This is a genomic window from Mycobacterium sp. 852002-50816_SCH5313054-b (assembly GCF_001667185.1).
GTDB lineage: Bacteria > Actinomycetota > Actinomycetes > Mycobacteriales > Mycobacteriaceae > Mycobacterium.
In genome coordinates this window covers 64582-88266 of the sequence record NZ_LZIC01000054.1, presented here as the reverse complement: position 1 = coordinate 88266, position 23685 = coordinate 64582, and the positions used below count along the sequence as shown (strand labels likewise).

The following is a 23685-nucleotide window of genomic DNA, read 5'->3' as shown; positions in this document are numbered from 1 at the left end:
GCCTTTCTAGAAAGTCAGGTCGTCGTCGACCGGTGCGAAATACGCCTCGACGTCAGCCGCGGTGATTTCGGTCAGCGTCGCCGGCGACCACTTCGGATTGCGATCTTTGTCGATGATCTGCGCGCGGATGCCCTCCACCAGGTCGTGTGAGCGCGCGGACGCGCTCGACACCCGATAGTCCTGCACCAGAACATCTTCCAGCGTGTCCATCTTCGCGGCCCGGCGCACAGCCTCCAGGGCCACCGACACGGCGATGGGGGAGCGGGTCGCGATCAGGTTGGCGGCGTCGTTCGCCGGTGCGGCATCGTGACCGCGCAGCGCGGCCACGATGTCCACCATGGTGTCGCCGGCGAAGCACTCGTCGATCCAATCACGTTGCGCGGCAAGCTCACTCGGGGGTGGCTCGATGGCGTGGGCGGCCAGCGCGCTGTCGATGCCGTCGGCCACGGTCGCCGCGATGAACGCGTCGAGTTCGCCGTGTGGCACGTAGTGGTCGGCGAATCCCATGGCGATGGCGTCGGATCCGGAGAACGGGGCTCCGGTCAGGGCGGCGTGGAGCCCGAGCTCGCCCGGGGCCCGGGAAAGCAGAAACGCTCCGCCGACGTCGGGGATGAACCCGATGCCCACTTCCGGCATGGCCACCTTTGAGGTTTCGGTCACCACCCGCACGCTGCCGTGCGCGCTGACGCCGACCCCGCCGCCCATCACGATGCCGTCCATCAGCGACACGTACGGCTTGGCGAACCTGCCGATCTGGCCGTTGAGCAGATACTCGTCGCGCCAGAACTTCCGTACCTCGACGCCGTCCTTGCGGGCGCTGTGGTAGACCGCGACCACGTCGCCGCCGGCGCACAGGCCGCGGTCGCCCGTGCCCGCCAGCACCACCGCGCGCACCGCGTCGTCGTTTTCCCAACGGGTGAGCACGGCGCTTAATGCGTCCACCATGTGTTGATTCAGCGAGTTGATCGCCTTGGGGCGGTTGAGCGTGATCAGTCCGACTCCGCCTTCGACCCGGGTCAGAACCTCATCTGATTCGTCGCTCAACGCGCCAGCCTCCCATCGCCGCCCGGTCTCGACCAGCAATCTAGATCGTCACGCCTGAAGCGATGCCCGCGGGTAAGGTTTATGTTTGACCGGACGACAACAACAGCAGAGTTCGTTACGAGGCCGGAAAAGTCCCGAAACCTAGAGAAACAGCAGGTCCGCTGGGAACCCGGGCGGCCACCTGGTCGTTGAGCAGTTGTTCGCACAGCTCGAACCCACAGACCCATAGAGAGGATCCGACGGTGCGGGAGACAAGTAACCCGGTATTTCGCTCGCTGCCTAAGCAGCAGGGCGGATACGCGCAATTCGGGACTGGAGCGGCCCCAGGCTACTACCAGGCCGACCCCTACACAGTTCCCTACCAGGAGACCAAAGCTTCCCGTCCGCTGACCATCGACGACGTCGTCACCAAGACCGGCATGACGCTGGCCGTGCTGACCGCCTCGGCCGTCGTGTCCTACTTCCTGGTGGCGTCCAAGCTCTCGCTGGCGATGCCGCTGACCCTGATCGGCGCGCTCGGCGGCTTGGGTCTGGTGCTGATCGCGACCTTCGGTCGCAAGCAGGACAACCCCGCGATCGTGCTCAGCTACGCCGTTCTTGAGGGGCTGTTCCTCGGTGCCGTCTCGTTCGTCTTCGCCAACTTCCAGGTCTCCAACGCCAATGCCGGCGCGCTGATCGGCGAGGCCGTGCTGGGCACCTTCGGCGTGTTCTTCGGGATGCTCGTGGTCTACAAGACCGGCGCCATCCGGGTCACGCCCAAGTTCACGCGGATGGTGGTCGCCGCCCTGTTCGGGGTGCTGTTCCTGATGCTCGGCAACTTCGTGCTGGCGATGTTCCACGTGAACGGCGGCGCGGGCCTGGGCCTGCGCAGCGGCGGACCGATCGCGATCATCTTCTCGCTGGTGTGCATCGCCATCGCGGCGTTCAGCTTCCTGATCGACTTCGACGCGGCCGACCAGATGATCCGCGCCGGCGCGCCGGACAAGGCGGCGTGGGGCATCGCGCTGGGCCTGACGGTGACCCTGGTCTGGCTGTACCTCGAGATCCTGCGCCTGCTCAGTTATTTGCAGAACGACTAGTTCGCTTCGACGGCAAAGGCCGGCACTGCGGTGCCGGCCTTTCTCGTCGAGTGAGCAACGCTGAGGCGTTGAGTGTGTGCTCAAGGCTTCGAGCGTGAGCTGGCGGCGGCATCCCGGCGATTTTCCCGCCCTGAACGCCCACGCAAAGCCCTAGGTGCACACCGGATCACCGGGACGCACCCTCAATCCGCGAGTCGGCCTAACTCAGCCGCTCGATCACCATCGCCATGCCCTGGCCGCCGCCGACGCACATGCTTTCCAGGCCGAGCGCCTTGTCCTGCGTCTGCAGGTTGTTGATCAGCGTGGTGGCGATGCGCGCTCCGGTCATGCCGAACGGGTGACCCAGCGCGATCGCTCCGCCGGACACGTTCAGCTTGTCCTCGTCCATGCCGAGCTCGCGCGCCGAGCCCAGCACCTGCACTGCGAAGGCCTCGTTGATCTCGTACAGGTCGATGTCGCCGATCGACATGCCGGCCCGCGCCAGCGCCTTCTTGCACGCCTCGATGGGGCCCAGGCCCATGATCTCCGGGGACAGCCCGCTGACGGCGGTGGACACGATGCGGGCCAGCGGCGTCAGGCCCAGCTCCTTGGCCTTGGTGTCGCTGGTGATCACCAGCGCCGCCGCGCCGTCGTTGAGCGGGCAGGCGTTGCCCGCGGTGATGGTGCCGTTGGGCCGGAACACCGGCTTGAGCTCGGAGACCTTCTCGTAGGTGGTGCCCGCGCGGGGGCCGTCGTCGGTGCTGACGGTGGTGCCGTCGGGCAGGGTCACCGGGGTGATCTCCCGCTCGAAGAAGCCGCTCTTGATCGCCTCCTCGGCCCGGTTCTGGCTGCGCACCCCCCAGCGGTCCTGGTCCTCGCGGCTGATGCCCGTCATGATGGCGACGTTCTCCGCGGTCTGCCCCATCGCGATGTACACGTCGGGCAGGTTTCCGTCGGCGCGGGGATCGTGCCATTCGTCGGCGCCCGCGGCGGCCGCCGCCGAACGCTCCTGGGCCTCGTCGAACAGCGGATTCTTGGTGTCGGGCCACGAGTCGGAGTTGCCCTTGCCGAAGCGGGAGACGGTCTCCACGCCCGCGGAGATGAACGCGTCGCCCTCGCCCGCCTTGATCGCGTGGAACGCCATCCGCGTGGTCTGCAGCGACGACGAGCAGTACCGGTTGACGGTGGTGCCGGGCAGGAAGTCATAGCCGAGCTCGACGGCGACGACGCGGGCCATGTTGAAGCCGGATTCGCCGCCGGGCAGGCCACAGCCCAGGATCAGGTCGTCGATCTGGTGCGGGTTCAGCGCGGGCACCTTGTCGAGCGCCGCCCGTACCAGCTGGGCGGCGAGGTCGTCGGGTCGCATGCTGACCAGCGACCCCTTCATGGCGCGGCCGATCGGCGAGCGCGCGGCAGAGACGATGACGGCTTCGGGCATGGCTGTTCCTTCCAGCGGATGCGGGCTCGCTTCATAGGCGGGAGTGAGTTCACCCCGGCGGGCCAGAACAAATCTAGTCGGTGGCGACCGGAGCCCACGCGGACGGGGCGGCCGACCCCGAAACCGGACGCCGCCACAGCCGCGACATCACGCTCAGCCGCGTGTGGGCCGGACCCAGCAGCGGCGTGCCCGCGGGCACCGGGACGTCGGGCACCGGGCTCGCGGCCGGTATGCCCAGCGAATCGCACACCGCGACGAGCAACGCCTCGGCGGCCAGCGCATAGGCGGTCGGCGAGGGGTGGAACCCGTCGGCGGAGAACATCTGCTCGCGCTGGGTGCGGAACCGGGGTGCGAGCAGCTGCGCCATGGGAACCGGCACGCCGCCGGCCCCGCGGACGGCGGCCGTCTGGGCGCGGGCGAGCTGCGTCGTCCGCGCGTGCGCCAGCGAGCGGAGCGGTTGCGGGATGGCGCTGACGACGCCCAGGTCCGGGCAGGTGCCGACGACTACGACCGCCCCGCGGGAGCGCAGCTTGCGGACGGTCAGGGCCAGCCGCTGCGCCGACTGGCTGATGCCGTTGAGGGCGGTGACGTCATTGGCCCCCAGCATCATCACGGCCACGTCCGGCGGCGGTCCGGCCACGAACATCGCATCGACCTGACCGGCCACGCCCTTCGACGTGGCGCCGACGATGGCCTTGGTGCTCAGGCGCACCGGGTTGCCGGTCCGTTCGGCCAGCCCGCGCGCGATCAGCACGCCGGGGACTTCCGCGGCGCTCATGCAGCCGTACCCGGTGGCGGTGGAGTCGCCGAAGATCATCAGATGCATGTCGACGGGCATGCCGCGCTGCCACCGCTGCACGCGCCCGCCGCCGGGGCTGTACACACCGTCGGCGCGCGGCGGGATGTCCCAGGCCTTCGGGATGACGGTGCGCGTGTGCGCCGCCTGGCCCACGAGCAGGTTGCGTGCGCCCAGATAGGCCGTACCCGTCGAGGCGAGCGCACCCGCTGTGGCCAGGGCGATCGTCGAACGACGCGGCACCCGGATGGTCACCAAATCAGTTTAGATCCGCTCCGGGGTTTGCGCGGGCGGGTTGTCAACAATGCGGTCACGGTGTGAATCAAATGTGGTATCAAATCAGATTCTTCAAACGTTCTACTCAGTAACGCCTGTCAAGCTACTTTTTAGGGGTTGGCTGAACGCCCTGGGAGTCGGGCTGAACCGGACGCTTAGCTGCCTCGTCACATGCTGTATCGCACTACAACGGCGTAGGAAGTGTTGAGCATGACCGCACCCAGCAAGGTATCCGGCTCACCCCGGAATACCGTTCGGCCACACGAGGTCCTCAAGCGACGTAGAGTTGAGGAACGCAGATTTGCAATCAGCGACGGCGCACCGGTCGAGGTACTCGAGTCCGGGCCCAGCGTTGCTGCACGGGTAGCCAACTTCGCGTCACGCCTGACGATCCGGCCGGTTCTGGCCGTCGGCAGCCACGCCCCCAACTGGCCCTGGCCGTGGGGACTCATCGACGCCGCGGCTCGGGTCCTGCTCCCGGTGTCCGCAACCGTCCGCGAGACCGTGAACTTGCCCAATGCTTCGGCGCAGCTGGTGCGCGCGCCCGGGGTGCTGCCCGCCGACGGCACCCGCCGCGTCGTCGTGTATCTGCACGGCGGCGCCTTCCTGACCTGTGGAGCAAACTCCCACGGCCGGCTCGTCGAGGCCCTGTCGGAGTTTGCTGACACACCCATACTGGTGGTCAACTACCGGCTGTTGCCCAAGCATTCGATCGGAATGGCGTTGGACGACTGCCACGATGCCTACCGATGGTTGCGCGAGCGCGGCTTCCAGCCGGACCAGATCGTGCTGGCCGGTGACTCCGCGGGCGGCTACCTCGCACTGGCCTTGGCGCAACGCCTCCAGGAGGAGGGCGAGGAGCCGGCGGCGCTGGTGGCGATCTCGCCACTGCTGCAGCTGGCAAAGGAATGCAAGCAGGCCCACCCCAACATCAAGAGCGACGCGATGTTCCCCGCCAACGCGTTTGACGCGCTCGTCGAATTGGTTGCTAGCGCGGCCGAAAAGAACATCGTGGACGGCAAACCCGAAGAGATTTACGAGCCCCTCGAGCACATCAAGCCCGGCCTGCCGCGGACGCTCATCCACGTTTCCGGGTCGGAAGTGTTGCTGCACGACGCGCAGTTGGCGGCATCCCGGCTGGCGGCGGTCGGCGTGCCGGCCGAGGTGCGCGTCTGGCCCGGGCAGGTGCACGACTTCCAGCTGGCCGCGCCGCTGGTGCCCGAGGCGATCCGGTCGCTGCGCCAGATCGGCGACTACATTCGCGAGGCCACTGGCTAGCGAGTGTGCGCCGCCCGAATCCGCCTGACACGATGAACGCATGCGGATCGCGCAGCACATCAGTGACCTCATCGGTGGGACGCCGCTGGTTCGGCTGAACTCGGTCGTCCCCGACGGCGCGGGCACGGTGGCGGCCAAGGTCGAATACCTCAACCCCGGTGGCAGCTCCAAGGACCGGATCGCGGTGAAGATGATCGACGCCGCCGAGGCCAGCGGGCAGCTCAAGCCCGGAGGCACCATCGTCGAGCCGACGTCGGGCAACACCGGTGTCGGCCTCGCGCTGGTCGCCCAGCACCGCGGGTACAAGTGCGTGTTCGTCTGCCCCGACAAGGTCAGCGAGGACAAGCGCAACGTGCTGCTCGCCTACGGCGCGGAGGTCGTGGTGTGCCCGACGGCCGTGCCGCCCGACCATCCGGACAGCTACTACAGCGTCTCCGACCGGCTCGTCACGGAGATCGACGGTGCCTGGAAGCCCGACCAGTACGCCAACCCGGAGGGGCCGGCCAGCCACTACGCGACCACCGGCCCGGAGATTTGGGCCGATACCGACGGCAAGGTCACCCATTTCGTCGCCGGCATCGGCACCGGCGGCACGATCACCGGTGCGGGCCGCTACCTCAAGGAGGTGTCCGGCGGCCGGGTCCGCATCATCGGCGCCGACCCCGAAGGCTCGGTGTACTCGGGCGGCAGCGGCCGCCCCTACCTGGTCGAGGGCGTCGGCGAGGACTTCTGGCCGCAGGCTTACGACCGCACGGTGCCCGACCAGATCATCGCGGTGTCGGACTCCGACTCGTTCAACATGACGCGGCGGCTGGCCCGCGAGGAGGCGATGCTCGTCGGCGGGTCGTGCGGGATGGCGGTCGTCGCCGCGATCCGCGTCGCCGAGGAAGCCGGGCCCGACGCGCTGGTCGTGGTCCTGCTGCCCGACGGCGGGCGCGGCTACATGTCCAAGATCTTCAACGACGCCTGGATGTCGTCGTACGGATTCCTGCAGGCCCGCCTCGACGGTTCGACGGAGGAGTTCAGCGTGGGCGACGTGCTGCGCCGCAAATCGGGCGCGCTGCCCGACCTGGTGCACACCCACCCGTCCGAGACCGTGCGCGACGCCATCGGCATCCTGCGCGAGTACGGCGTGTCGCAGATGCCCGTGGTCGGCGCCGAGCCGCCGGTGATGGCCGGCGAGGTGGCCGGCAGCGTTTCCGAACGCGAGCTACTGTCGGCCGTCTTCGAGGGCCGGGCGAAGCTGGCCGACGCCGTGTCGCTGCACATGAGCCCGCCGCTGCCGATGATCGGGGCCGGCGAATTGGTCAGCGCGGCCGGCAAGGCGTTGCGCGACTGGGACGCGTTGATGGTGGTGGAGGAGGGCAAACCGGTCGGGGTCATCACCCGGTACGACTTGTTGGGCTTCCTGTCGGAAGGGCCCCGTGCGGCGACGGTGCGGCGTTAGCGGAGCCCGTCGGCGGCGGCGCAAATGTCGCTTAAATCCCTTCGCGGGCGCCGCCCTCAGGTACTGTAATGCGGCCTGGTTCAGCTAACTCAGTGGAGGGTTGTCCATGACCGATCAACCGTCGTCCGGCGAGTCTTATCAGCCACCCCCTGGGCCCGGCGGCCCGGCATCTCCGCCACCGCCGCCCGGCGGCGGCTCCTACCCGCCGCCGCCCCCGCCATCGGGCGGCTACGCGCCGCCTCCGCCGGGGCCGGCGATCCGCGCCCTGCCGACGGAGTCCTACACGCCGTGGGTGACCCGGGTCCTGGCATTCCTGATCGACAACATCCCGGCCGCCGTACTGGTCGGTATCGGCGTGCTCATCCAGGCGCTCACCACGCAACAGTCGTGCGTCAGCGACATCAACCAGTACAGCGTCAACCAGTACTGCGTCAGCCAGCCCAGCGGCATCGGCATGCTGCTGTACTGGTTGACCGTCCTGCTGGCGCTGGCCTACGTGGTCTGGAACTACGGCTACCGCCAGGGCACCACCGGCTCGAGCATCGGCAAGTCGGTGATGAAGTTCAAGGTGGTCAGCGAGGTCACCGGCCAACCGATCGGCTTCGGGATGTCAGTCGTGCGCCAGCTCGCGCACTTCGTCGACTCGGTCATCTGCTACATCGGTTACCTGTTTCCGCTCTGGGACGCCAAGCGGCAAACGCTGGCGGACAAGATCATGACGACGGTGTGCCTGCCGCTCGAACAGCCCTGATCGCGAACGGCATTCGGTCGACGTCGGCCCGCCGGAGGGTGGCACTAGGCTGATCGTCGATGAGCGAGGACCGTAGCGGACACCACCGGTTCCAAGGGCTGGCCACCACAGCCATTCACGCCGGGTATCGGCCCGATCCCGCGACGGGGGCGGTGAACGCCCCGATCTACGCCAGCAGCACGTTTGCCCAGGACGGTGTCGGCGGTCTGCGCGGCGGCTTCGAATACGCGCGCACCGGCAACCCGACGCGGGCCGCGCTGGAGGCGTCGCTGGCGGCCGTCGAAGAGGGCGCCTTCGGGCGCGCGTTCAGTTCCGGCATGGCCGCCACCGACTGCGCGTTGCGGGCGATGCTGCGGCCCGGCGACCACGTCGTGATCCCCGACGACGCCTACGGCGGCACGTTCCGGCTGATCGACAAGGTGTTCACCCGGTGGAACGTCCAGTACACGCCGGTGGCGCTGTCCGACCTCGACGCCGTCCGCGCCGCGATCACCCCGCAGACGCGGCTGATCTGGGTGGAAACGCCGACCAATCCGCTGCTGACCATCGCCGACATCGCGGCCATCTCCGACATCGGCCACCAGAGCTCCGCGAAGGTGCTGGTGGACAACACCTTCGCGTCGCCGGCGCTGCAACAGCCGTTGACGCTGGCCGCCGACGTCGTGCTGCACTCGACCACCAAATACATCGGCGGCCACTCCGACGTCGTGGGCGGCGCGCTGATCACCAACGACCACGACCTGGACGACGCCTTCGCGTTCCTGCAGAACGGGGCCGGCGCGGTGCCCGGTCCGTTCGACGCCTACCTGACGATGCGCGGCCTGAAGACGCTGGTGCTGCGGATGCAGCGGCACAGCGAAAACGCCTTGGCGGTAGCGGAATTCCTCGCCGGACACCCTTCGGTGAGCGCGGTGCTGTACCCGGGCCTACCCGGCCATCCCGGGCACCAGATCGCGGCGCGGCAGATGCGCGGCTTCGGCGGCATGGTCTCGATGCGCATGCGGGGCGGCCGGCGAGCCGCCGAGAAGCTGTGCGCCCGCACCCAGGTGTTCATCCTGGCCGAATCCCTGGGCGGGGTCGAGTCGCTGATCGAGCTGCCCAGCGCCATGACGCACGCATCGACGGCCGGCTCGCAGCTGGAAGTGCCCGACGACCTGGTGCGGCTTTCCGTCGGCATCGAGGACGCCGCCGACCTGCTTGCCGACCTGGAGCAGGCCCTGACCTAGCGCGATCGCTAGGAGTGGTACGGCTCCGCGCTGACCAGCGTGACCTTGACGGTGTTGCCGTTGGGCACGGTGTAGCTGCGGGTCTCGCCCACCTTGGCGTCGATCAGGGCGCCGCCCAGCGGTGAGTTCGGCGAGTAAACCTCGAGCTTGCCCTCGTTCACGCCCTCCTGGCGGGTGGCGATCAAGAACGTCTCGTTGTCGGACTTGTCGCCGTTGTAGTAGACCTTGACCACCGAGCCGGGCAGCGCGACGCCGGACTGCTTGGGCGCTTCACCGACCTTGGCGTTGTTGAGCAGGTCCTGCAGCTGGCGGATGCGGGCCTCCTGCTGGCCCTGCTCTTCGCGGGCGGCGTGGTAGCCGCCGTTCTCGCGGAGGTCACCCTCCTCGCGGCGGTCGTTGATTTCCGCGGCGATGACCGGACGATTCGCGATCAACTGGTCGAGCTCGGCCTTCAGTCGGTCATGTGACTCCTGAGTCAGCCAGGTCACCTGAGTATCCGTCATCTTGTCGTGCTCCTCGTATCTGTATGTTCCGCGTAACCGCGTAAGCCTGTGAAGCCCGCTGCTTGGGGCTACCGCCGCGTCGTTCTCACGGCCATTAATGCAGCAATACACGGTCCCAGCAGGAACCGTGCATTCATCCATGTTACCACCGCGCAAACAGATGATGACTCGATATTCACCGTTCGCGTTTGTCGTGCGGTCAGGACGCCCGCAGGTAGCCGGGCACGTCGGCGCCGCAGCCGTAGATGTCGGCCATCACCGGCGGTTGGGCGGATTTCACCGTCGTGGTCACCTGTACGGTGGCCGCCTCGGAGGGCGGCACCAGCACCTCGCGCCGGCCCGTCTCGCTGCCGTCTTTGGCCTTGACCCGCACGATGCAGTCCACCGGCCGCGACGGGTCGGATCGGGTCACGCTGATCGTTACCGACGCGGTCTCGTTGTCGACCACCTGGTAGCCGGCCAGCGTCCCCGACACCGCGCTGGTGCCGAGCCGCTGGTAGCCGACGACCGCGACGACGATGCCGACGCCGACCACCAGCACCGCCAGCCCGATGACCACGCGGCGGCGGGAGACGCGCGACAGCCGCGACCGGCCGTAGCGGGCCTCGGGGCGCGGAAGGGGAGTTTCGGTCATGCCTGGGTATGCCTGGGTGAGTGGGCTGTCGGACACCGGTCGACAGGATGCAACGATCGGAACTGGAATTATAAGGTCGCTTCTAGCTCTTATAGCCCGTCAGGGGCGACCAGCGAACCGACTCGGACAAACTTGAGGGGGCACGTGAGCGAACTGCGGTTGATGGCGGTGCACGCCCACCCCGACGACGAGTCCAGCAAGGGTGCGGCGACGCTCGCCCGCTACGCCGACGAGGGTCACCGCGTGCTGGTGGTGACGTTGACCGGCGGCGAGCGCGGCGAGATTCTCAACCCGGCGATGGACCTGCCCGATGTGCTGGAGCACATGGCCGAAATCCGCCGTGACGAGATGGCGAAGGCGGCCGAGATCCTCGGTGTGGAGCACACGTGGCTGGGTTTCGTCGACTCCGGCCTGCCCCAGGGCGACCCGCCGCCACCGCTGCCCGACGGCTGCTTCGCGCAGGTGCCGCTCGAGGAACCCGTCGAGGCGTTGGTGCGCGTGGTCCGCGAATTCCGGCCGCACGTGATCACTACCTACGACGAGAACGGCGGCTACCCCCACCCCGACCACATCCGCTGCCACCAGGTTTCGGTCGGTGCCTTCGAGGCGGCGGGCGACTACGCCCGCTTCCCGGACGCCGGTGAGCCGTGGACGGTGTCCAAGCTGTACTACAACCACGGCTTCCTGCGCGCGCGGATGCAGCTGCTGCACGACGAGTTCGTCAAGCGCGGCCAAGAGGGGCCGTTCCAGAAGTGGCTCAAGCATTGGGATCCCGAGCACGACCCGTTCGAGTCGCGGGTGACGACGCGCGTCGAGTGCTCGGCGTACTTCAGCCAGCGCGACGACGCGTTGCGCGCGCACGCCACCCAGATCGACCCGAATGCCGAATTCTTCGCCGCGCCCATCGAATGGCAGCAAAGGCTATGGCCGACTGAGGAATTCGAGCTGGCACGCTCCCGCGTCCCCGTCAAATTCCCCGAGGACGACCTCTTCGCCGGAATCGAGGATGACGGGTGAATCACTACCTGATCGCGGTGATCGCGGACGGACCCCACAACCACGGCCCCGATTTCGGCAAGGCCAGCCCGGTGGGCCTGTTGGTCGTCGTGCTGCTGCTGATCGCCACCGTGTTCCTGTTGCGGTCGATGAACCGGCAACTGAAGAAGGTGCCCAAAACATTCGATCCCGCGCATCCCGAGCCCGACCAGGCCGCCGACGAGGGCACCGACACGGTCGGCGAAGACCAGCCGCCGGGGCGGCCGAACGGATCCGCGCGGGCGCCAGGACCCGGCGATGAGCCCGGCTGAGTCCCCGGGAACGAACACCCTTGGGCTGGCCACCAGCCCCTACCTGCGCCAGCACGCCGACAACCCGGTGCACTGGCGGGAGTGGACGCCGCAGGCGCTGGCGGACGCCGCCGCCCGCGACGTGCCGATCCTGCTTTCCATCGGCTACGCCGCCTGCCACTGGTGCCACGTCATGGCCCACGAATCGTTCGAGGACGACGAGGTGGCCTCGGTGATGAACGCGGGGTTCGTCTGCATCAAGGTCGACCGGGAGGAGCGGCCGGACCTCGACGCCGTCTACATGAACGCCACCGTCGCGCTCACCGGGCAGGGCGGTTGGCCGATGACCTGTTTCCTGACGCCCGACGGCCGGCCCTTCTTCTGCGGCACGTACTACCCGAAAGAAGGCTTCCTGCAGCTGCTTTCGGCCGTGTCCGCCACCTGGCGGGACCGCCGCGGGGAGGTCGAGGAGGCCTCGGACCGCATCGCCGACGAGCTGCGCAGGATGGTTTCGGCGCTGCCCGGCGGTGGCCCGGCCGTGGCGCCGGCGCTGTGTGATCACGCGGTCGCCGCCGTGCTGGGCGACCAGGACACGGAGCGCGGCGGATTCGGCGGCGCCCCCAAGTTCCCGCCGTCGGCGATCCTCGAGGCGTTGCTGCGCAGCCACGAGCGCACCGGATCGGCGGCGGCGCTGGAGGCGGTCGCCCGCACCGGCAACGCGATGGCCCGCGGCGGCATCTACGACCAACTCGCGGGCGGCTTCGCCCGATACAGCGTCGACAACGCTTGGGTGGTACCGCATTTCGAGAAGATGCTGTACGACAACGCGCTGCTGTTGCGGGTGTACGCGCACTGGGCCCGGCGCACCGGAGACCCGCTGGCCCGCCGCGTCGCCGCTCAGACCGCGGGGTTCCTGGTCGGCGAGCTGACCGACGGTGACATGTTCGTCTCGTCGCTGGACGCCGACACCGAGGGCCGCGAGGGCGCGACCTACGTGTGGACGCCGGCGCAGCTGACCGAGGTGCTCGGTGGCGACGACGGTCGTTGGGCCGCAGAGGTTTTCGCCGTCACTCCCACCGGCACGTTCGAACACGGCAGCTCGGTGCTGCAGCTGCCCGCCGATCCGGGCGATCCGCAACGGGCCGAACGCGTCCGGGCCGCGCTGCTGGCCGCGCGGCGCACCCGGGCCCAGCCGGGTCGCGACGACAAGGTCGTCACGTCGTGGAACGGGCTGGCGATCACCGCGCTGGCCGAGGCGAGTGTGGCGCTGGAGGATCCCGAGCTGGCCTCTGAACTAACCACAGCCGCGCGGCGGTGCGCGTCGGCGCTGCTGCACACCCACATCGTCGACGGCCGGCTGCGGCGCGCCAGCCTGGGCGGAGTGGTCGGCGACAGTCCCGGCATCCTCGAGGACCACGCGACGCTGGCCACCGGCCTGCTCGCGCTGTACCAGCTGGACGCCGAACAGCCGTGGCTGAACGCGGCGACCGAGCTGCTGGACATCGCCCTGCGGCACTTCGCCGACCCGCAGCGGCCCGGTCGCTGGTTCGACACCGCCGACGACGCCGAGCAGTTGATGCTGCGACCCGGCGACCCGCTGGACGGCGCGACGCCGTCGGGCGCGTCGTCGGTCACCGAGGCGCTGCTGATCGCGGCGCACCTGGTCGATGGTGAGCGCGCCGAGCGGTACCTGCGGGCGGCCGCCGACTCGCTCGCCGCGCACTCCGTGCTGCTGGAGCGCGCGCCGCGCTCGGCCGGGCACTGGCTGGCCGTCGCCGAATCCGCGGTCCGCGGGCCGCTGCAGATCGCGGTCGCCTGCGACCCTTCAAAAGGCGAGCGGTCGGCGCTGCTGGCCGCCGCGCGCCGGCTGGCGCCCGGCGGGGCGATCGTCGTCGGCGGCGAACGGGACTCCTCGGCGCTGCTGGCCGGCCGGGACCGGGTGGGAGGCGCCGACGCCGCCTACGTGTGCCGCGGCCGGGTGTGCGATCTCCCGGTGACCGGGGCTGCCGAACTGGCGGGCGCCCTGGGTGTTTCGGAGCAGTAGCCCGGCGGCTACCCTGCGTCCCATGCCGAACGCCACCGACAGGGTCCAAGCGATCACCGAGACCGTCAACCGCTACATCGAGCTGGTCGCCAAGGGCAGCGCCGACGACATCGTCGAGCTGTACGCCGACGACGCGACCGTCGAGGACCCGGTCGGGGGCGAGGTGCACATCGGGCGTCAGGCGATCCGCGGTTTCTACGCCGCGGTCAGCGACGTGCGGCGCGAATGCGAGCTGGTGACGCTGCGCGTCGCCGGCCACGAGGCGGCCTTCCAGTTCCGGCTGACGGTGACCGCGGGCGAGCACAAAATGGTGATCGAGCCGATCGACGTGATGGTCTTCGATGCCCAGGGCAAAGTCGCCGCCATGAAGGCCTACTGGTCGGCGGCCGACGTGCGGCAGCTGTAAACCCGCGCTAGGCGGGGTGGCCGACATAGAAGACCGCGAGCCACATCGCGATGTAGTGCAGGATCGCCGCGATCGCGGTGAAGGCGTGGAAGAACTCGTGGTAGCCGAACGTCTTGGGCCACGGATCCGGCCAGCGCAGCCCGTAGAGCAGGCCGCCGACGCTGTAGAACGCGCCGCCGACGGCGAGCAGCACCATGGCGGCCACCCCGGCGACGTGGATGATCGTGGGGGCATACCAGACGGCCACCCAGCCCAGCAGCAGATACAGCGGCACACCCACCCAGCGGGGCGCCGTCGGCCAGCACACCTTCAACGCGACGCCGGCCAGCGCGCCGCCCCACACGATCCACAACACCACTCGCCCGTCCGCGGGCGGCATGGCCAGCATCGCGAACGGTGTGTAGCTGCCGGCGATGAACAGGAAGATCATCGAGTGGTCGAGCCGCTTCATGAGCTTGCGGCTCGTCGCGGTTTTCCAGTTGACGCGGTGGTAGGTGGCGCTGACGCCGAACATCGCCACGGTCGCGATGGCGTAGGCGAATGTCGTCAGACCGGCGCGGGTGGATGCCACCGCCCAGGACACCGACACCAGGGTCGCCCCGCAGACGATCGCCAGCCACGCGGAATAGAAGTGGATCCAGCCGCGCATGCGGGGCTTGCTCAGGACCTCGGCGGCGCCCTCGACGAGCTCTTCGACGGGATTGCCGGGCGCGACCGGCGCTGTCTCGTGCTGCGTGTCCGTCTGGCTGCTCATGACTCCCTCTGGGACTGCATTGCCTCGCGTTGCCGTTCGCTCCTTCGCACCAACAGTAGCCGCGAATCGTCACAGCACGGTGTCGGGCGTGCGGTGACATCGCGAAAATGCCCGCCGGAATTTGGCGCCGGTCACAGTAGTGTGGAGCTTCGTGGAGATCATCCCGCCACGGCTCAAGGAGCCGTTGTACCGCGTCTACGAGCTGCGGCTGAGGCAGGGTCTGGCGGCCTCCAAGTCCGAACTTCCCCGCCACATCGCGGTGCTGTGCGACGGGAACCGGCGGTGGGCGCGCAACGCCGGTTACGACGACGTCAGCTACGGCTACCGGATGGGCGCCGTCAAGATCGCCGAGATGCTGCGGTGGTGCCAAGAGGCCGGCATCGAAATGACCACCGTCTACCTGCTCTCCACCGAGAACCTGCAGCGCGATCCCGACGAGCTGGCCGGGCTCATCGAGATCATCACCGATGTGGTGGAGGAGATCTGCGCACCGGCCAACAGCTGGAGCGTGCGCACCGTCGGGGACCTCGCGCTGATCGGCGAGGAGCCGGCGCGCCGGCTGCGCGACGCGGTGGAGTCCACGCCTGCCGAGGCGCCCTTCCACGTCAACGTCGCCGTCGGCTACGGCGGCCGCCGGGAGATCGTCGACGCGGTGCGCGCGCTGCTGAGCAAGGAACTCGCCAACGGCGGCACCGCCGAGGAGCTCATCGACGCGGTGACCGTCGACGGCATCTCCGAAAACCTTTACACCTCAGGGCAGCCGGACCCGGACCTGGTCATCCGGACCTCCGGGGAGCAGCGGCTGTCGGGATTCCTGCTGTGGCAGAGCGCCTATTCGGAGATGTGGTTCACCGAGGCGCACTGGCCGGCGTTCCGCCGCGTCGATTTCCTGCGCGCGCTGCGCGACTACAGCCAACGGCATCGCCGCCACGGCAAGTAGCGCAACTTAACTCCGTGCCAAACTAGATGCATGGCTGCGCTGTCGGCTGTGGTGTTCACGCTGAGCGGGTGGCTGGGGTTGTACCTCCTTGCCCGCGATCCGCGTAAGCCGGTGCTGGCACTGGCGGCGGCGGGATTGTGTGGCTTCGCTTTGGTGGTGGCGCTGGACGCGGTGCGCTCCGTGGACGCCCCGCGTCTCGCGCTGCTCGGGCGGCTCGAGATCTATTTGGTGGCCGTTCCCAGCGTGGCGTGGTTCGCGGTACTGGTGGAGCTGTCGCGGCCGGGCGATCACTGGCGGGTGCGCACCGGTGAGTTGCTGCTGATCGGCGGTGTCGCCGCGCTCACTTTGTTCGGGGCGATGATGGCCGGCAGCGTCGAGGGCCCGCTGCGGCCAGGTCACGTGCTGATGATGGCGGTGATCTCGGTATCCACCCTGGGGGCGATGGTCGTCGCGCTGCGCCGGCGCGCCCAGCCGACGCCGGTCGCCGGCGTGGTGGTCATGGCGACGCTGTTCTTCGCGCTGGCCAACGCCATCCTGATCATTCCGCTCGGTCTGGTCCCCAGCCGGCTGGCCCTGGCCTCGACGGGTTTCGACGTCCTGGCGCTCGGCGTGGCGGTGGCGCTGTGGGACGCCTTCGACGAGGGCCAGGCGCTGCGCGCCGACATGTTGCGTTCGTTCGTCGGCTGTTCGGCGGTGGCCGTGCTGTTCGGCGGGCAGCCGCTGATCGGGCTCGCGGTAACCCGGCACGAGCCCACCACGCAGACGGTGCTGACGGTGCTGATGTTCACCACCCTGGCGATCGCCATCACGGTGCAGGTGCTGGCCGATCCGCTGGCCGGGGTGCTGGACCGGCTGGCGTTCTCCAGGTCGCCCTCGCTGCGCGCCGACCGGGCCGCGCTGCGGCATACCGGGGCGGCGCTGCCGCTGCGCTCGGCCGACCCTCTGGTCGACGTCGACGACGACACCTTCGCCAGGCTCACCCGCCGGGCGCTGGGCCACTACGCCGACCTGACGAAGCTTGTCGCCAGCCCGCTGACCGCGCTGCCCGTGATCGACGAGCGGCTGGCCGCGCGGGGCGCGCCCGATCACCCCGTGGAGCGCGCCAACGAGCTCAAGGCCGTCCTCGCCGACGGGATCGCCCGGCTCAAACCGCGCGACGCGGGCGATTTCGGCACCACCGAGGAGTGGCGCTACTACAACGCGTTGTACTTCCCCTACGTCGTCGGCGTGCGCGCGTACGCGCAGAACGCCACCGCCGCCGGATTGGACCCCACCGCCCGGCAGGCGTGGCAATGGCTGGTCACCGAGGTCCCGCAGCGCTCATTGCACAACTGGCAAAACGCGGCCGCCCGGCTGATCGCGGCCGATTTGCGCGGGCGCGTCGCGGTTCCCAGCGACTAGGTCAGCGCTCCCGGCAACCGCGAGATATAAGCGATCGCGAGCCTCCTCGGCGTGTCTTCGCCACTGGTTATGTGTCGCGGCTCGGGGCACCCGATCACGCCGGCGACCCCACGGTTTGAGACACGTGTGGAATTAATTGCCCCGGGACGGGAATAGCCGGCAGAAATCCCTGGTCGTTCTCCTCGTGGCAGCAGTTGGCAGTGCCACGAGTCGATCTGGCAGTGCCCTGGCGGCACGCTCAAACCAGTTCGACCCATCCGCCATCGCGAGGAGTGATCACATGACCGCAGTTACCGGTCTTCCCCCCCGACCCCTATACGACTCGACCGACTCGCTGCTGCGTTTCGCGATGCGTGCCGACGCCACGCTGACGGGGCTGTGCGGCTTGGCCGTCGCGTTCTTCGCCGACGAGATCTCGTCGCTGACGGGGCTGACGTCGGGCCAGGAGTACGCGCTGGGCGCGTTCTTCGTGCTTGCCGGCCTCGCCGTGTTCACCCTCGCGGCGGCGCCGAACTTGCGACGTGTCGGGATCGGCATCGTCGCGGCCAACATCGTCTTCACGCTGGCCGCAATACTGGCCGCCGAAGCCTTGCCGATGACGGCCACCGGGGTGGCCGCGACGCTGGCCACGGGCGTCTACACTGCGGCGTTCGCCGCTTTGCAATACCTGGGAGTGCGCCGTCTGGCGACGTAGCTACAGCTTGCGCAGCCGGAGCCGGTTGATGGAGTGGTCGGCGTCCTTGCGCAGCACCAGGGTGGCGCGGGGGCGCGTCGGCAGGATGTTCTCAACCAGGTTGGGCCGGTTGATCGACCGCCAGATCTCACGCGCGGCGGCGACGGCCTTGGTGTCGTTGAGGGCCGAGTAGTGGTGGAAGTGCGATTCCGGGTCGGCGAAGGCCGTGCCGCGCAGGGACAGGAACCGGGACACGTACCACTGCTCGATGTCCTCGATCCGGGCGTCCACATACAGCGAGAAGTCGAACAGGTCCGACACCATCAGCGTCGGCCCGGTCTGCAGGACGTTGAGGCCCTCCAGGATCAGGATGTCGGGATGGCGGACGACGTGCTTGGCGCCGGGAATGATGTCGTACTTCAGGTGCGAATACACCGGCGCGCACGCGTAGTCGGCGCCGGATTTGACCGACGTCACGAACCGCATCAGCGCCCGGCGGTTATAGCTTTCCGGAAAACCCTTGCGGTGCATCAGGTTTCGCCGGTCCAGCTCGGCGTTGGGATAGAGGAAGCCGTCGGTGGTCACCAGGTCCACCCGGGGGTGCGGATCCCAGCGGGCCAGCAGCGCCTGCAACACGCGGGCGGTCGTCGATTTGCCGACCGCGACGCTGCCGGCCACGCCGATGACGAACGGCACCGGCCGATCCGGGTTTTGCTGCGGTTCGCCGAGGAACTCGGCGGTGGCGGCGAACAGCCGCTGGCGGGCGGCGACCTGAAGGTGGATGAGCCGGGCCAGCGGCAGGTAGACCTCTTCGACCTCCAGCAGGTCGATCTGCTCACCGAGGCCGCGCAGGCCGACCAGTTCCTCTTCGGTGAGGGCCAGCGGCGTCGACATACGAAGCGCACGCCATTGCTTCCGGTCGAACTCCACGTACGGGCTCGGCTCGCTAAGCCGCGGCATGGTGCCAAGTGTTGCAGGGGCGGACGCGCGCCCGACGGCTGGGCTGGCTAAAACCATGCTGGATAGACTGGCGCCCGTGACCGCCGCACCTGATGCCCGACCTACCGCGTCCGTGATGTCGGCCCCGCTCGCCGAGGTTGACCCCGACATCGCCGAGCTGCTCGACAAGGAATTGCACCGGCAACGCGACACCCTGGAAATGATCGCCTCGGAGAACTTCGTGCCCCGTTCGGTGCTCCAGGCCCAGGGCAGCGTCCTGACCAACAAGTACGCCGAGGGATTGCCGGGCCGGCGCTACTACGGGGGCTGCGAGCACGTCGACGTCGTGGAGAACATCGCCCGGGACCGGGCCAAGGCGTTGTTCGGCGCGGAGTTCGCCAACGTGCAGCCGCACTCGGGTGCCCAGGCCAACGCCGCGGTGCTGCACGCCTTGATGTCGCCGGGGGAGCACCTGCTCGGCCTGGACCTGGCCAACGGCGGCCACCTCACCCACGGCATGAAGCTCAACTTCTCCGGGAAGCTTTACGACGCCGGCTTCTACGGGGTGGACCCCAAGACCCACCTGGTCGACATGGACGCGGTGCGGGCCAGGGCGCTCGAGTTCCGCCCCAAGGTGATCATCGCCGGCTGGTCGGCCTACCCGCGGATCCTCGACTTCGCCGCCTTCCGGTCGATCGCCGACGAGGTCGACGCCAAGTTGTGGGTGGACATGGCGCACTTCGCCGGGCTGGTCGCGGTGGGCCTGCACCCCTCGCCGGTGCCGCACGCCGACGTCGTGTCCACCACCGTGCACAAGACGCTCGGCGGCGCCCGTTCGGGCATGATCCTGGGCAAGCAGGAGTACGCCAAGGCCATCAACTCGGCGGTGTTCCCCGGCCAGCAGGGCGGGCCGCTGATGCACGTCATCGCGGGCAAGGCGGTCGCGCTCAAGATCGCCACCACCCCCGAATTCGCCGACCGCCAGCAGCGCACGCTATCCGGCGCCCGCATCGTCGCCGACCGGCTGCTGGCGGCCGACGTCGCCAAGGCCGGCGTCTCCGTGGTCAGCGGCGGCACCGACGTGCACCTGGTGCTCGTCGACCTGCGCGACTCGCCCCTCGACGGCAAGGCCGCCGAGGACCTGCTCCACGAAGTCGGCATCACCGTCAACCGCAACGCGGTCCCGAACGACCCGCGGCCCCCGATGGTGACGTCGGGCCTGCGGGTGGGCACGCCGGCGCTGGCCACCCGCGGCTTCGGGGACGCCGAATTCACCGAGGTCGCCGACATCATCGCCACCGCGTTGGCGGCCGGCACCGCTGCGGACGTGTCCGCGCTGCGGCAGCGGGTGACGCGTCTGGCCAGGGACTTTCCCCTCTACGAGGGCCTTGAGAGCTGGACGCTGGTGGACCGCTGACCGGCCGAGGGACCAAAGTCACCAATCGGCGCCGACACGCGCCGAGAATTTCCAGAACATGTACCTAGGAGTTACAGTAACCGCATGGCACAGAAACCTGTTCCTAACGCGCTGACCCTCGAACTCGAGCCCGTGGTCGAGCGGCTCATGGACAACCACCTCAACACCGAGGACCTCTGGTTCGCCCACGAGTACGTGCCGTTCGATCAGGGCGAGAACTTCGCCTTCCTCGGCGGACGCGACTGGGACCCGTCCCAGACGACGCTGCCGCGGACCATCACGGACGCCTGCGAGATCCTGCTGCTGCTCAAGGACAACCTCGCCGGCCATCACCGCGAGCTCGTCGAGCACTTCATCCTCGAGGACTGGTGGGGCCGCTGGCTGGGCCGGTGGACCGCCGAGGAGCACCTGCACGCCATCGCGCTGCGCGAGTACCTGGTGGTGACCCGCGAGGTCGACCCCACCGCCAACGAGGAGGCCCGCGTCCAGTACGTGATGAAGGGCTACCGCGCCGACACCTACAGCCAGGTCGAGACCCTCGTCTACATGGCGTTCGCCGAGCGCACCCACGCCGTCTTCTGCCGCAACCTGGCCGCCAAGATCGAGGAGCCCCTCCTGGCCGGGCTCATCGACCGGATCCGCAGGGACGAAGAGCGCCACGAGCACATGTTCGCCAGCCTCGTCGCGCACTGCCTGTCCTACACCCGCGACGAGACCATCGCGGCCGTCGCCGCGCGGGCGGCGGAGCTTCAGGTCGTCGGCGCCGACATCGACGCCTACGCGGACAAGGTGCAAAGCGCGGCCGACGCCGGCATCTTCACTCCCGAGGACTTGCGGCAGGCGATCTCCGATCGCATCACCGAATGGGGCGTGGCCGACGAGCCTGCGCTCAAGCAATTCGTTATCGGTTAAGCCGAACTTCACCCAAACCGGCCGCGGGCTCGCGGCCGGTTTTTGGTGTCGCCGTGTCGGTCTCGGCGCGCCTGCCCGGCGGCCGAGCGGCCACGAGAGTAGCGTCATTCTCGATGGCCAGCGACATGCTTTGCTGCCAGGGCGGCACCTCCCGTCACGACAAGGGCAGGACCGGCCCCGGTCCTGGTGCTGCGGCTCCCGCCGACATGCCTGTGCGGGTCCGCGCGGGCTTACCCGCTCGAGGAGCGCTTCGTGACCGATCTCCGGACCTATGTGCTCGACACCTCCGTGCTGCTGTCCGACCCGTGGGCCTGCAGCCGGTTCGCCGAACACGAGGTGGTGGTGCCGCTGGTGGTGATCAGCGAGCTGGAGGCCAAACGCCACCACCACGAACTGGGCTGGTTTGCCCGTCAGGCATTGCGCCTGTTCGATGATCTTCGGCTCGAGCACGGTCGGCTGGATCAGCCGATTCCCGTTGGGACACAAGGCGGATCGCTTCACGTTGAACTGAACCACACCGACCCGTCGGTGCTGCCCGCGGGCTTTCGCACCGACTGCAACGACTCCCGGATCCTGAGCTGCGCCGCCAACCTCGCCGCCGAGGGCAAGCGGGTTACGTTGGTCAGCAAGGACATTCCGCTTCGGGTGAAGGCCGCCGCGGTGGGGCTGTCCGCCGACGAATACCACGCGCAGGATGTCGTGGTGTCCGGGTGGTCGGGGATGTACGAGATCGAGACGGCGGCCGAGGACATCGACACGCTGTTCGCCGACGGCGAGATCGACCTCGCCGAGGCGCGGGACCTGCCCTGCCACACCGGAATTCGGCTGCTGGGCGGGAGTTCGCACGCGCTGGGCCGGGTCACGGCGGCCAAACGCGTGCAGCTGGTCCGCGGCGATCGCGAGGTGTTCGGGCTGCGTGGCCGGTCCGCCGAGCAGCGCGTGGCGCTCGACCTGCTGCTGGACGAGTCGGTGGGCATCGTTTCGTTGGGCGGCAAGGCCGGCACCGGCAAGTCGGCGTTGGCGCTGTGCGCGGGTCTCGAGGCGGTGCTCGAACGGCGCACGCAGCGCAAGGTGGTGGTGTTCCGTCCGCTGTATGCCGTCGGCGGCCAGGAGCTGGGCTACCTGCCCGGCAGCGAGAGCGAAAAGATGGGCCCCTGGGCGCAGGCCGTCTTCGACACCCTCGAGGGGCTGGCCAGCCCGGCGGTGCTCGAGGAGGTGCTGTCCCGGGGCATGCTCGAGGTGCTGCCGCTGACCCACATCCGGGGCCGCTCGCTGCACGACTCGTTCGTCATCGTCGACGAGGCGCAGTCGCTCGAGCGCAACGTGCTGCTGACCGTGCTGTCCAGGTTGGGGACCGGCTCCCGGGTGGTGCTGACCCACGACATCGCCCAGCGCGACAACCTGCGCGTCGGGCGTCACGACGGTGTCGCGGCGGTGATCGAGAAGCTCAAGGGGCACCCGCTGTTCGCCCACATCACCCTGCTGCGCAGCGAGCGGTCGCCGATCGCCGCGCTGGTCACCGAGATGCTCGAGGAGATCGCCGGGCCGCACTGAGGAGGGGTTTCGGTAGGCTTCTCACGTGCCGAAACGACCCGACAGCCAGGCCTGGCGCTACTGGCGGACCGTTTTCGGCGTCGTCGCGGCCGCCGCGGTGCTGGTGATCGGCGCGCTCACCGGTCACGTGACGCGCGCCGACAACCAGAGCTGCTCGGTGGTCAAGTGCATCGCGCTGACGTTCGACGACGGGCCGGGGCCCTACACCGACCGGCTGTTGCAGGTGCTCAAGGACGCCGACGCCAAGGCCACGTTCTTCCTGATCGGCAACAAGGTGGCCGCCAACCCGGCGGGCGCCAAGCGCGTCGCCGACGCCGGGATGGAGTTCGGCAACCACACCTGGGAACACCCCAACATGACCACGATCCCGCCCGAGGACATCGCCGGTCAGTTCTCGAAGACCAACGACGCGATCGCCGCCGCGACCGGCCGGGCCCCGTCGCTGTGGCGCCCCGCGGGCGGGCTGTCCAACGACGCCGTGCGCCAGACCGCGGGAAAGTTCGGTCTGGCCGAAATCCTCTGGGACGTCATCCCTTTCGACTGGATCAACGACTCCAACACGGCCGCGACGCGCTACATGCTGATGACGTACATCAAGCCGGGCTCGGTGGTGCTGTTCCATGACACCTACTCGAGCACCGTCGACCTGGTGTACCAGTTCATCCCGGTGCTCAAGGCCAACGGCTACCGGCTGGTGACGGTCTCCGAACTGCTGGGCGCGCGGGCGCCCGGCAGCACCTACGGCGGCCGGGACAACGGGCCGCCTGCCAACCAGTTGCACGACATTCCGGCCAGCGAGATCCCCGCCTTGCCGAATACGTCCTCGCCCAAGCCGATGCCCAATTTCCCGATCACCGACATCCCGGGCCAGAACTCGGGCGGCCCCAACAACGGCGCCTAGGTGATCA

At 68.8% G+C, this 23685-nt stretch carries 23 protein-coding genes; 16 read left to right on the top strand and 7 right to left on the bottom strand.

Going from position 1 to position 23685, the window contains the following annotated elements:
* Window positions 1-6: 6 nt before the first annotated feature.
* Window positions 7-1044 (bottom strand): enoyl-CoA hydratase/isomerase family protein, encoded by a 1038-nt coding sequence (locus A5787_RS11570; RefSeq protein WP_066966349.1) that lies wholly within the window; start codon window positions 1042-1044, stop codon window positions 7-9.
* A gap of 242 nt (window positions 1045-1286) precedes the next feature.
* On the opposite strand from A5787_RS11570, the gene A5787_RS11565 reads away from it, so the two are divergent.
* Window positions 1287-2123 (top strand): Bax inhibitor-1/YccA family protein, encoded by an 837-nt coding sequence (locus tag A5787_RS11565; protein WP_066966234.1) that lies wholly within the window; start codon window positions 1287-1289, stop codon window positions 2121-2123.
* Between the two features lie 199 nt (window positions 2124-2322).
* Here A5787_RS11565 and A5787_RS11560 read toward each other — a convergent pair whose 3' ends face one another.
* A complete protein-coding gene (locus tag A5787_RS11560; protein ID WP_066966232.1) occupies window positions 2323-3540 on the bottom strand; it encodes an acetyl-CoA C-acetyltransferase in 1218 nt (405 codons plus the stop codon).
* Between the two features lie 73 nt (window positions 3541-3613).
* A complete protein-coding gene (locus A5787_RS11555) occupies window positions 3614-4579 on the bottom strand; it encodes an SGNH/GDSL hydrolase family protein (protein ID WP_369829108.1) in 966 nt (321 codons plus the stop codon).
* Between the two features lie 243 nt (window positions 4580-4822).
* Between A5787_RS11555 and A5787_RS11550 the strand changes: the two genes are divergently transcribed.
* The 4 genes from A5787_RS11550 to A5787_RS11535 all read left to right on the top strand — a co-directional run bounded on the left by A5787_RS11550 (window position 4823) and on the right by A5787_RS11535 (window position 9314).
* Window positions 4823-5890, top strand: a complete 1068-nt coding sequence (locus A5787_RS11550) for an alpha/beta hydrolase (protein WP_066966227.1) — start codon at window positions 4823-4825, stop codon at window positions 5888-5890.
* 40 nt (window positions 5891-5930) lie between these two features.
* Window positions 5931-7337 carry a cystathionine beta-synthase gene (locus A5787_RS11545; protein WP_066966224.1) on the top strand — a complete coding sequence of 469 codons (1407 nt, stop codon included), beginning with the start codon at window positions 5931-5933 and terminating at the stop codon, window positions 7335-7337.
* A gap of 106 nt (window positions 7338-7443) precedes the next feature.
* Complete coding sequence (locus tag A5787_RS11540; RefSeq protein WP_066966221.1) at window positions 7444-8088, top strand: RDD family protein; 645 nt, start codon at window positions 7444-7446, stop codon at window positions 8086-8088.
* Window positions 8089-8147: 59 nt separating this feature from the next.
* Complete coding sequence (locus A5787_RS11535; RefSeq protein WP_066966217.1) at window positions 8148-9314, top strand: cystathionine gamma-synthase; 1167 nt, start codon at window positions 8148-8150, stop codon at window positions 9312-9314.
* Between the two features lie 8 nt (window positions 9315-9322).
* Here the strand turns inward: A5787_RS11535 and greA are convergent, their stop codons facing one another.
* Window positions 9323-9817: a transcription elongation factor GreA gene (greA, locus tag A5787_RS11530; protein WP_066966213.1), complete on the bottom strand. Its 495-nt coding sequence runs from the start codon at window positions 9815-9817 to the stop codon at window positions 9323-9325.
* Window positions 9818-10016: 199 nt separating this feature from the next.
* The gene (locus tag A5787_RS11525; RefSeq protein ID WP_066966210.1) at window positions 10017-10451 is read right to left on the bottom strand and encodes a DUF4307 domain-containing protein; all 435 of its coding nucleotides are present in this window, start codon (window positions 10449-10451) and stop codon (window positions 10017-10019) included.
* Window positions 10452-10595: 144 nt separating this feature from the next.
* Here A5787_RS11525 and mca point away from each other — a divergent pair, with 144 nt between their 5' ends.
* From mca to A5787_RS11505, 4 genes are read left to right on the top strand one after another with little or no spacing between them, the layout of a single operon-like run.
* A complete protein-coding gene (gene mca / locus A5787_RS11520; protein WP_066966206.1) occupies window positions 10596-11468 on the top strand; it encodes a mycothiol conjugate amidase Mca in 873 nt (290 codons plus the stop codon).
* Window positions 11465-11758 carry a hypothetical protein gene (locus A5787_RS11515; protein ID WP_066966201.1) on the top strand — a complete coding sequence of 98 codons (294 nt, stop codon included), beginning with the start codon at window positions 11465-11467 and terminating at the stop codon, window positions 11756-11758. The genes mca and A5787_RS11515 overlap by 4 nt, the downstream gene beginning before the upstream one ends.
* Window positions 11745-13781 carry a thioredoxin domain-containing protein gene (locus tag A5787_RS11510; RefSeq protein WP_066966198.1) on the top strand — a complete coding sequence of 679 codons (2037 nt, stop codon included), beginning with the start codon at window positions 11745-11747 and terminating at the stop codon, window positions 13779-13781. Before A5787_RS11515 ends, A5787_RS11510 begins: the two co-directional genes overlap by 14 nt.
* Window positions 13782-13803: 22 nt before the next feature.
* Complete coding sequence (locus tag A5787_RS11505; RefSeq protein WP_066966195.1) at window positions 13804-14187, top strand: nuclear transport factor 2 family protein; 384 nt, start codon at window positions 13804-13806, stop codon at window positions 14185-14187.
* Between the two features lie 7 nt (window positions 14188-14194).
* Here the strand turns inward: A5787_RS11505 and A5787_RS11500 are convergent, their stop codons facing one another.
* Entirely contained in the window at window positions 14195-14941 is a 747-nt protein-coding gene (locus tag A5787_RS11500; protein WP_066966192.1) for a hemolysin III family protein, read from the bottom strand.
* A gap of 151 nt (window positions 14942-15092) precedes the next feature.
* Here A5787_RS11500 and A5787_RS11495 point away from each other — a divergent pair, with 151 nt between their 5' ends.
* The 3 genes from A5787_RS11495 (at window position 15093) to A5787_RS11485 (ending at window position 17976) form a co-directional block, all read left to right on the top strand.
* Window positions 15093-15881 (top strand): (2Z,6E)-farnesyl diphosphate synthase, encoded by a 789-nt coding sequence (locus A5787_RS11495; RefSeq protein WP_066966346.1) that lies wholly within the window; start codon window positions 15093-15095, stop codon window positions 15879-15881.
* 30 nt (window positions 15882-15911) lie between these two features.
* Window positions 15912-17282, top strand: coding sequence for a hypothetical protein (locus tag A5787_RS11490; protein WP_066966189.1), 1371 nt, complete (start codon window positions 15912-15914; stop codon window positions 17280-17282).
* Between the two features lie 280 nt (window positions 17283-17562).
* A complete protein-coding gene (locus tag A5787_RS11485) occupies window positions 17563-17976 on the top strand; it encodes a hypothetical protein (protein WP_066966186.1) in 414 nt (137 codons plus the stop codon).
* On the opposite strand, the gene coaA is transcribed toward A5787_RS11485, so the two are convergent.
* Window positions 17977-18915, bottom strand: a complete 939-nt coding sequence (gene coaA, locus A5787_RS11480) for a type I pantothenate kinase (RefSeq protein ID WP_066966183.1) — start codon at window positions 18913-18915, stop codon at window positions 17977-17979.
* Window positions 18916-19030: 115 nt separating this feature from the next.
* On the opposite strand from coaA, the gene glyA reads away from it, so the two are divergent.
* The 4 genes from glyA to A5787_RS11460 all read left to right on the top strand — a co-directional run bounded on the left by glyA (window position 19031) and on the right by A5787_RS11460 (window position 23678).
* Window positions 19031-20311 (top strand): serine hydroxymethyltransferase, encoded by a 1281-nt coding sequence (glyA, locus tag A5787_RS11475; RefSeq protein ID WP_066966179.1) that lies wholly within the window; start codon window positions 19031-19033, stop codon window positions 20309-20311.
* A gap of 84 nt (window positions 20312-20395) precedes the next feature.
* Window positions 20396-21223 (top strand): acyl-ACP desaturase, encoded by an 828-nt coding sequence (locus tag A5787_RS11470; RefSeq protein WP_066966176.1) that lies wholly within the window; start codon window positions 20396-20398, stop codon window positions 21221-21223.
* Between the two features lie 252 nt (window positions 21224-21475).
* Window positions 21476-22777, top strand: a complete 1302-nt coding sequence (locus tag A5787_RS11465) for a PhoH family protein (RefSeq protein ID WP_066966343.1) — start codon at window positions 21476-21478, stop codon at window positions 22775-22777.
* A 25-nt stretch (window positions 22778-22802) separates the two neighbouring features.
* Window positions 22803-23678 carry a polysaccharide deacetylase family protein gene (locus A5787_RS11460; protein ID WP_066966173.1) on the top strand — a complete coding sequence of 292 codons (876 nt, stop codon included), beginning with the start codon at window positions 22803-22805 and terminating at the stop codon, window positions 23676-23678.
* The last annotated feature ends 7 nt before the right edge of the window (window positions 23679-23685 follow it).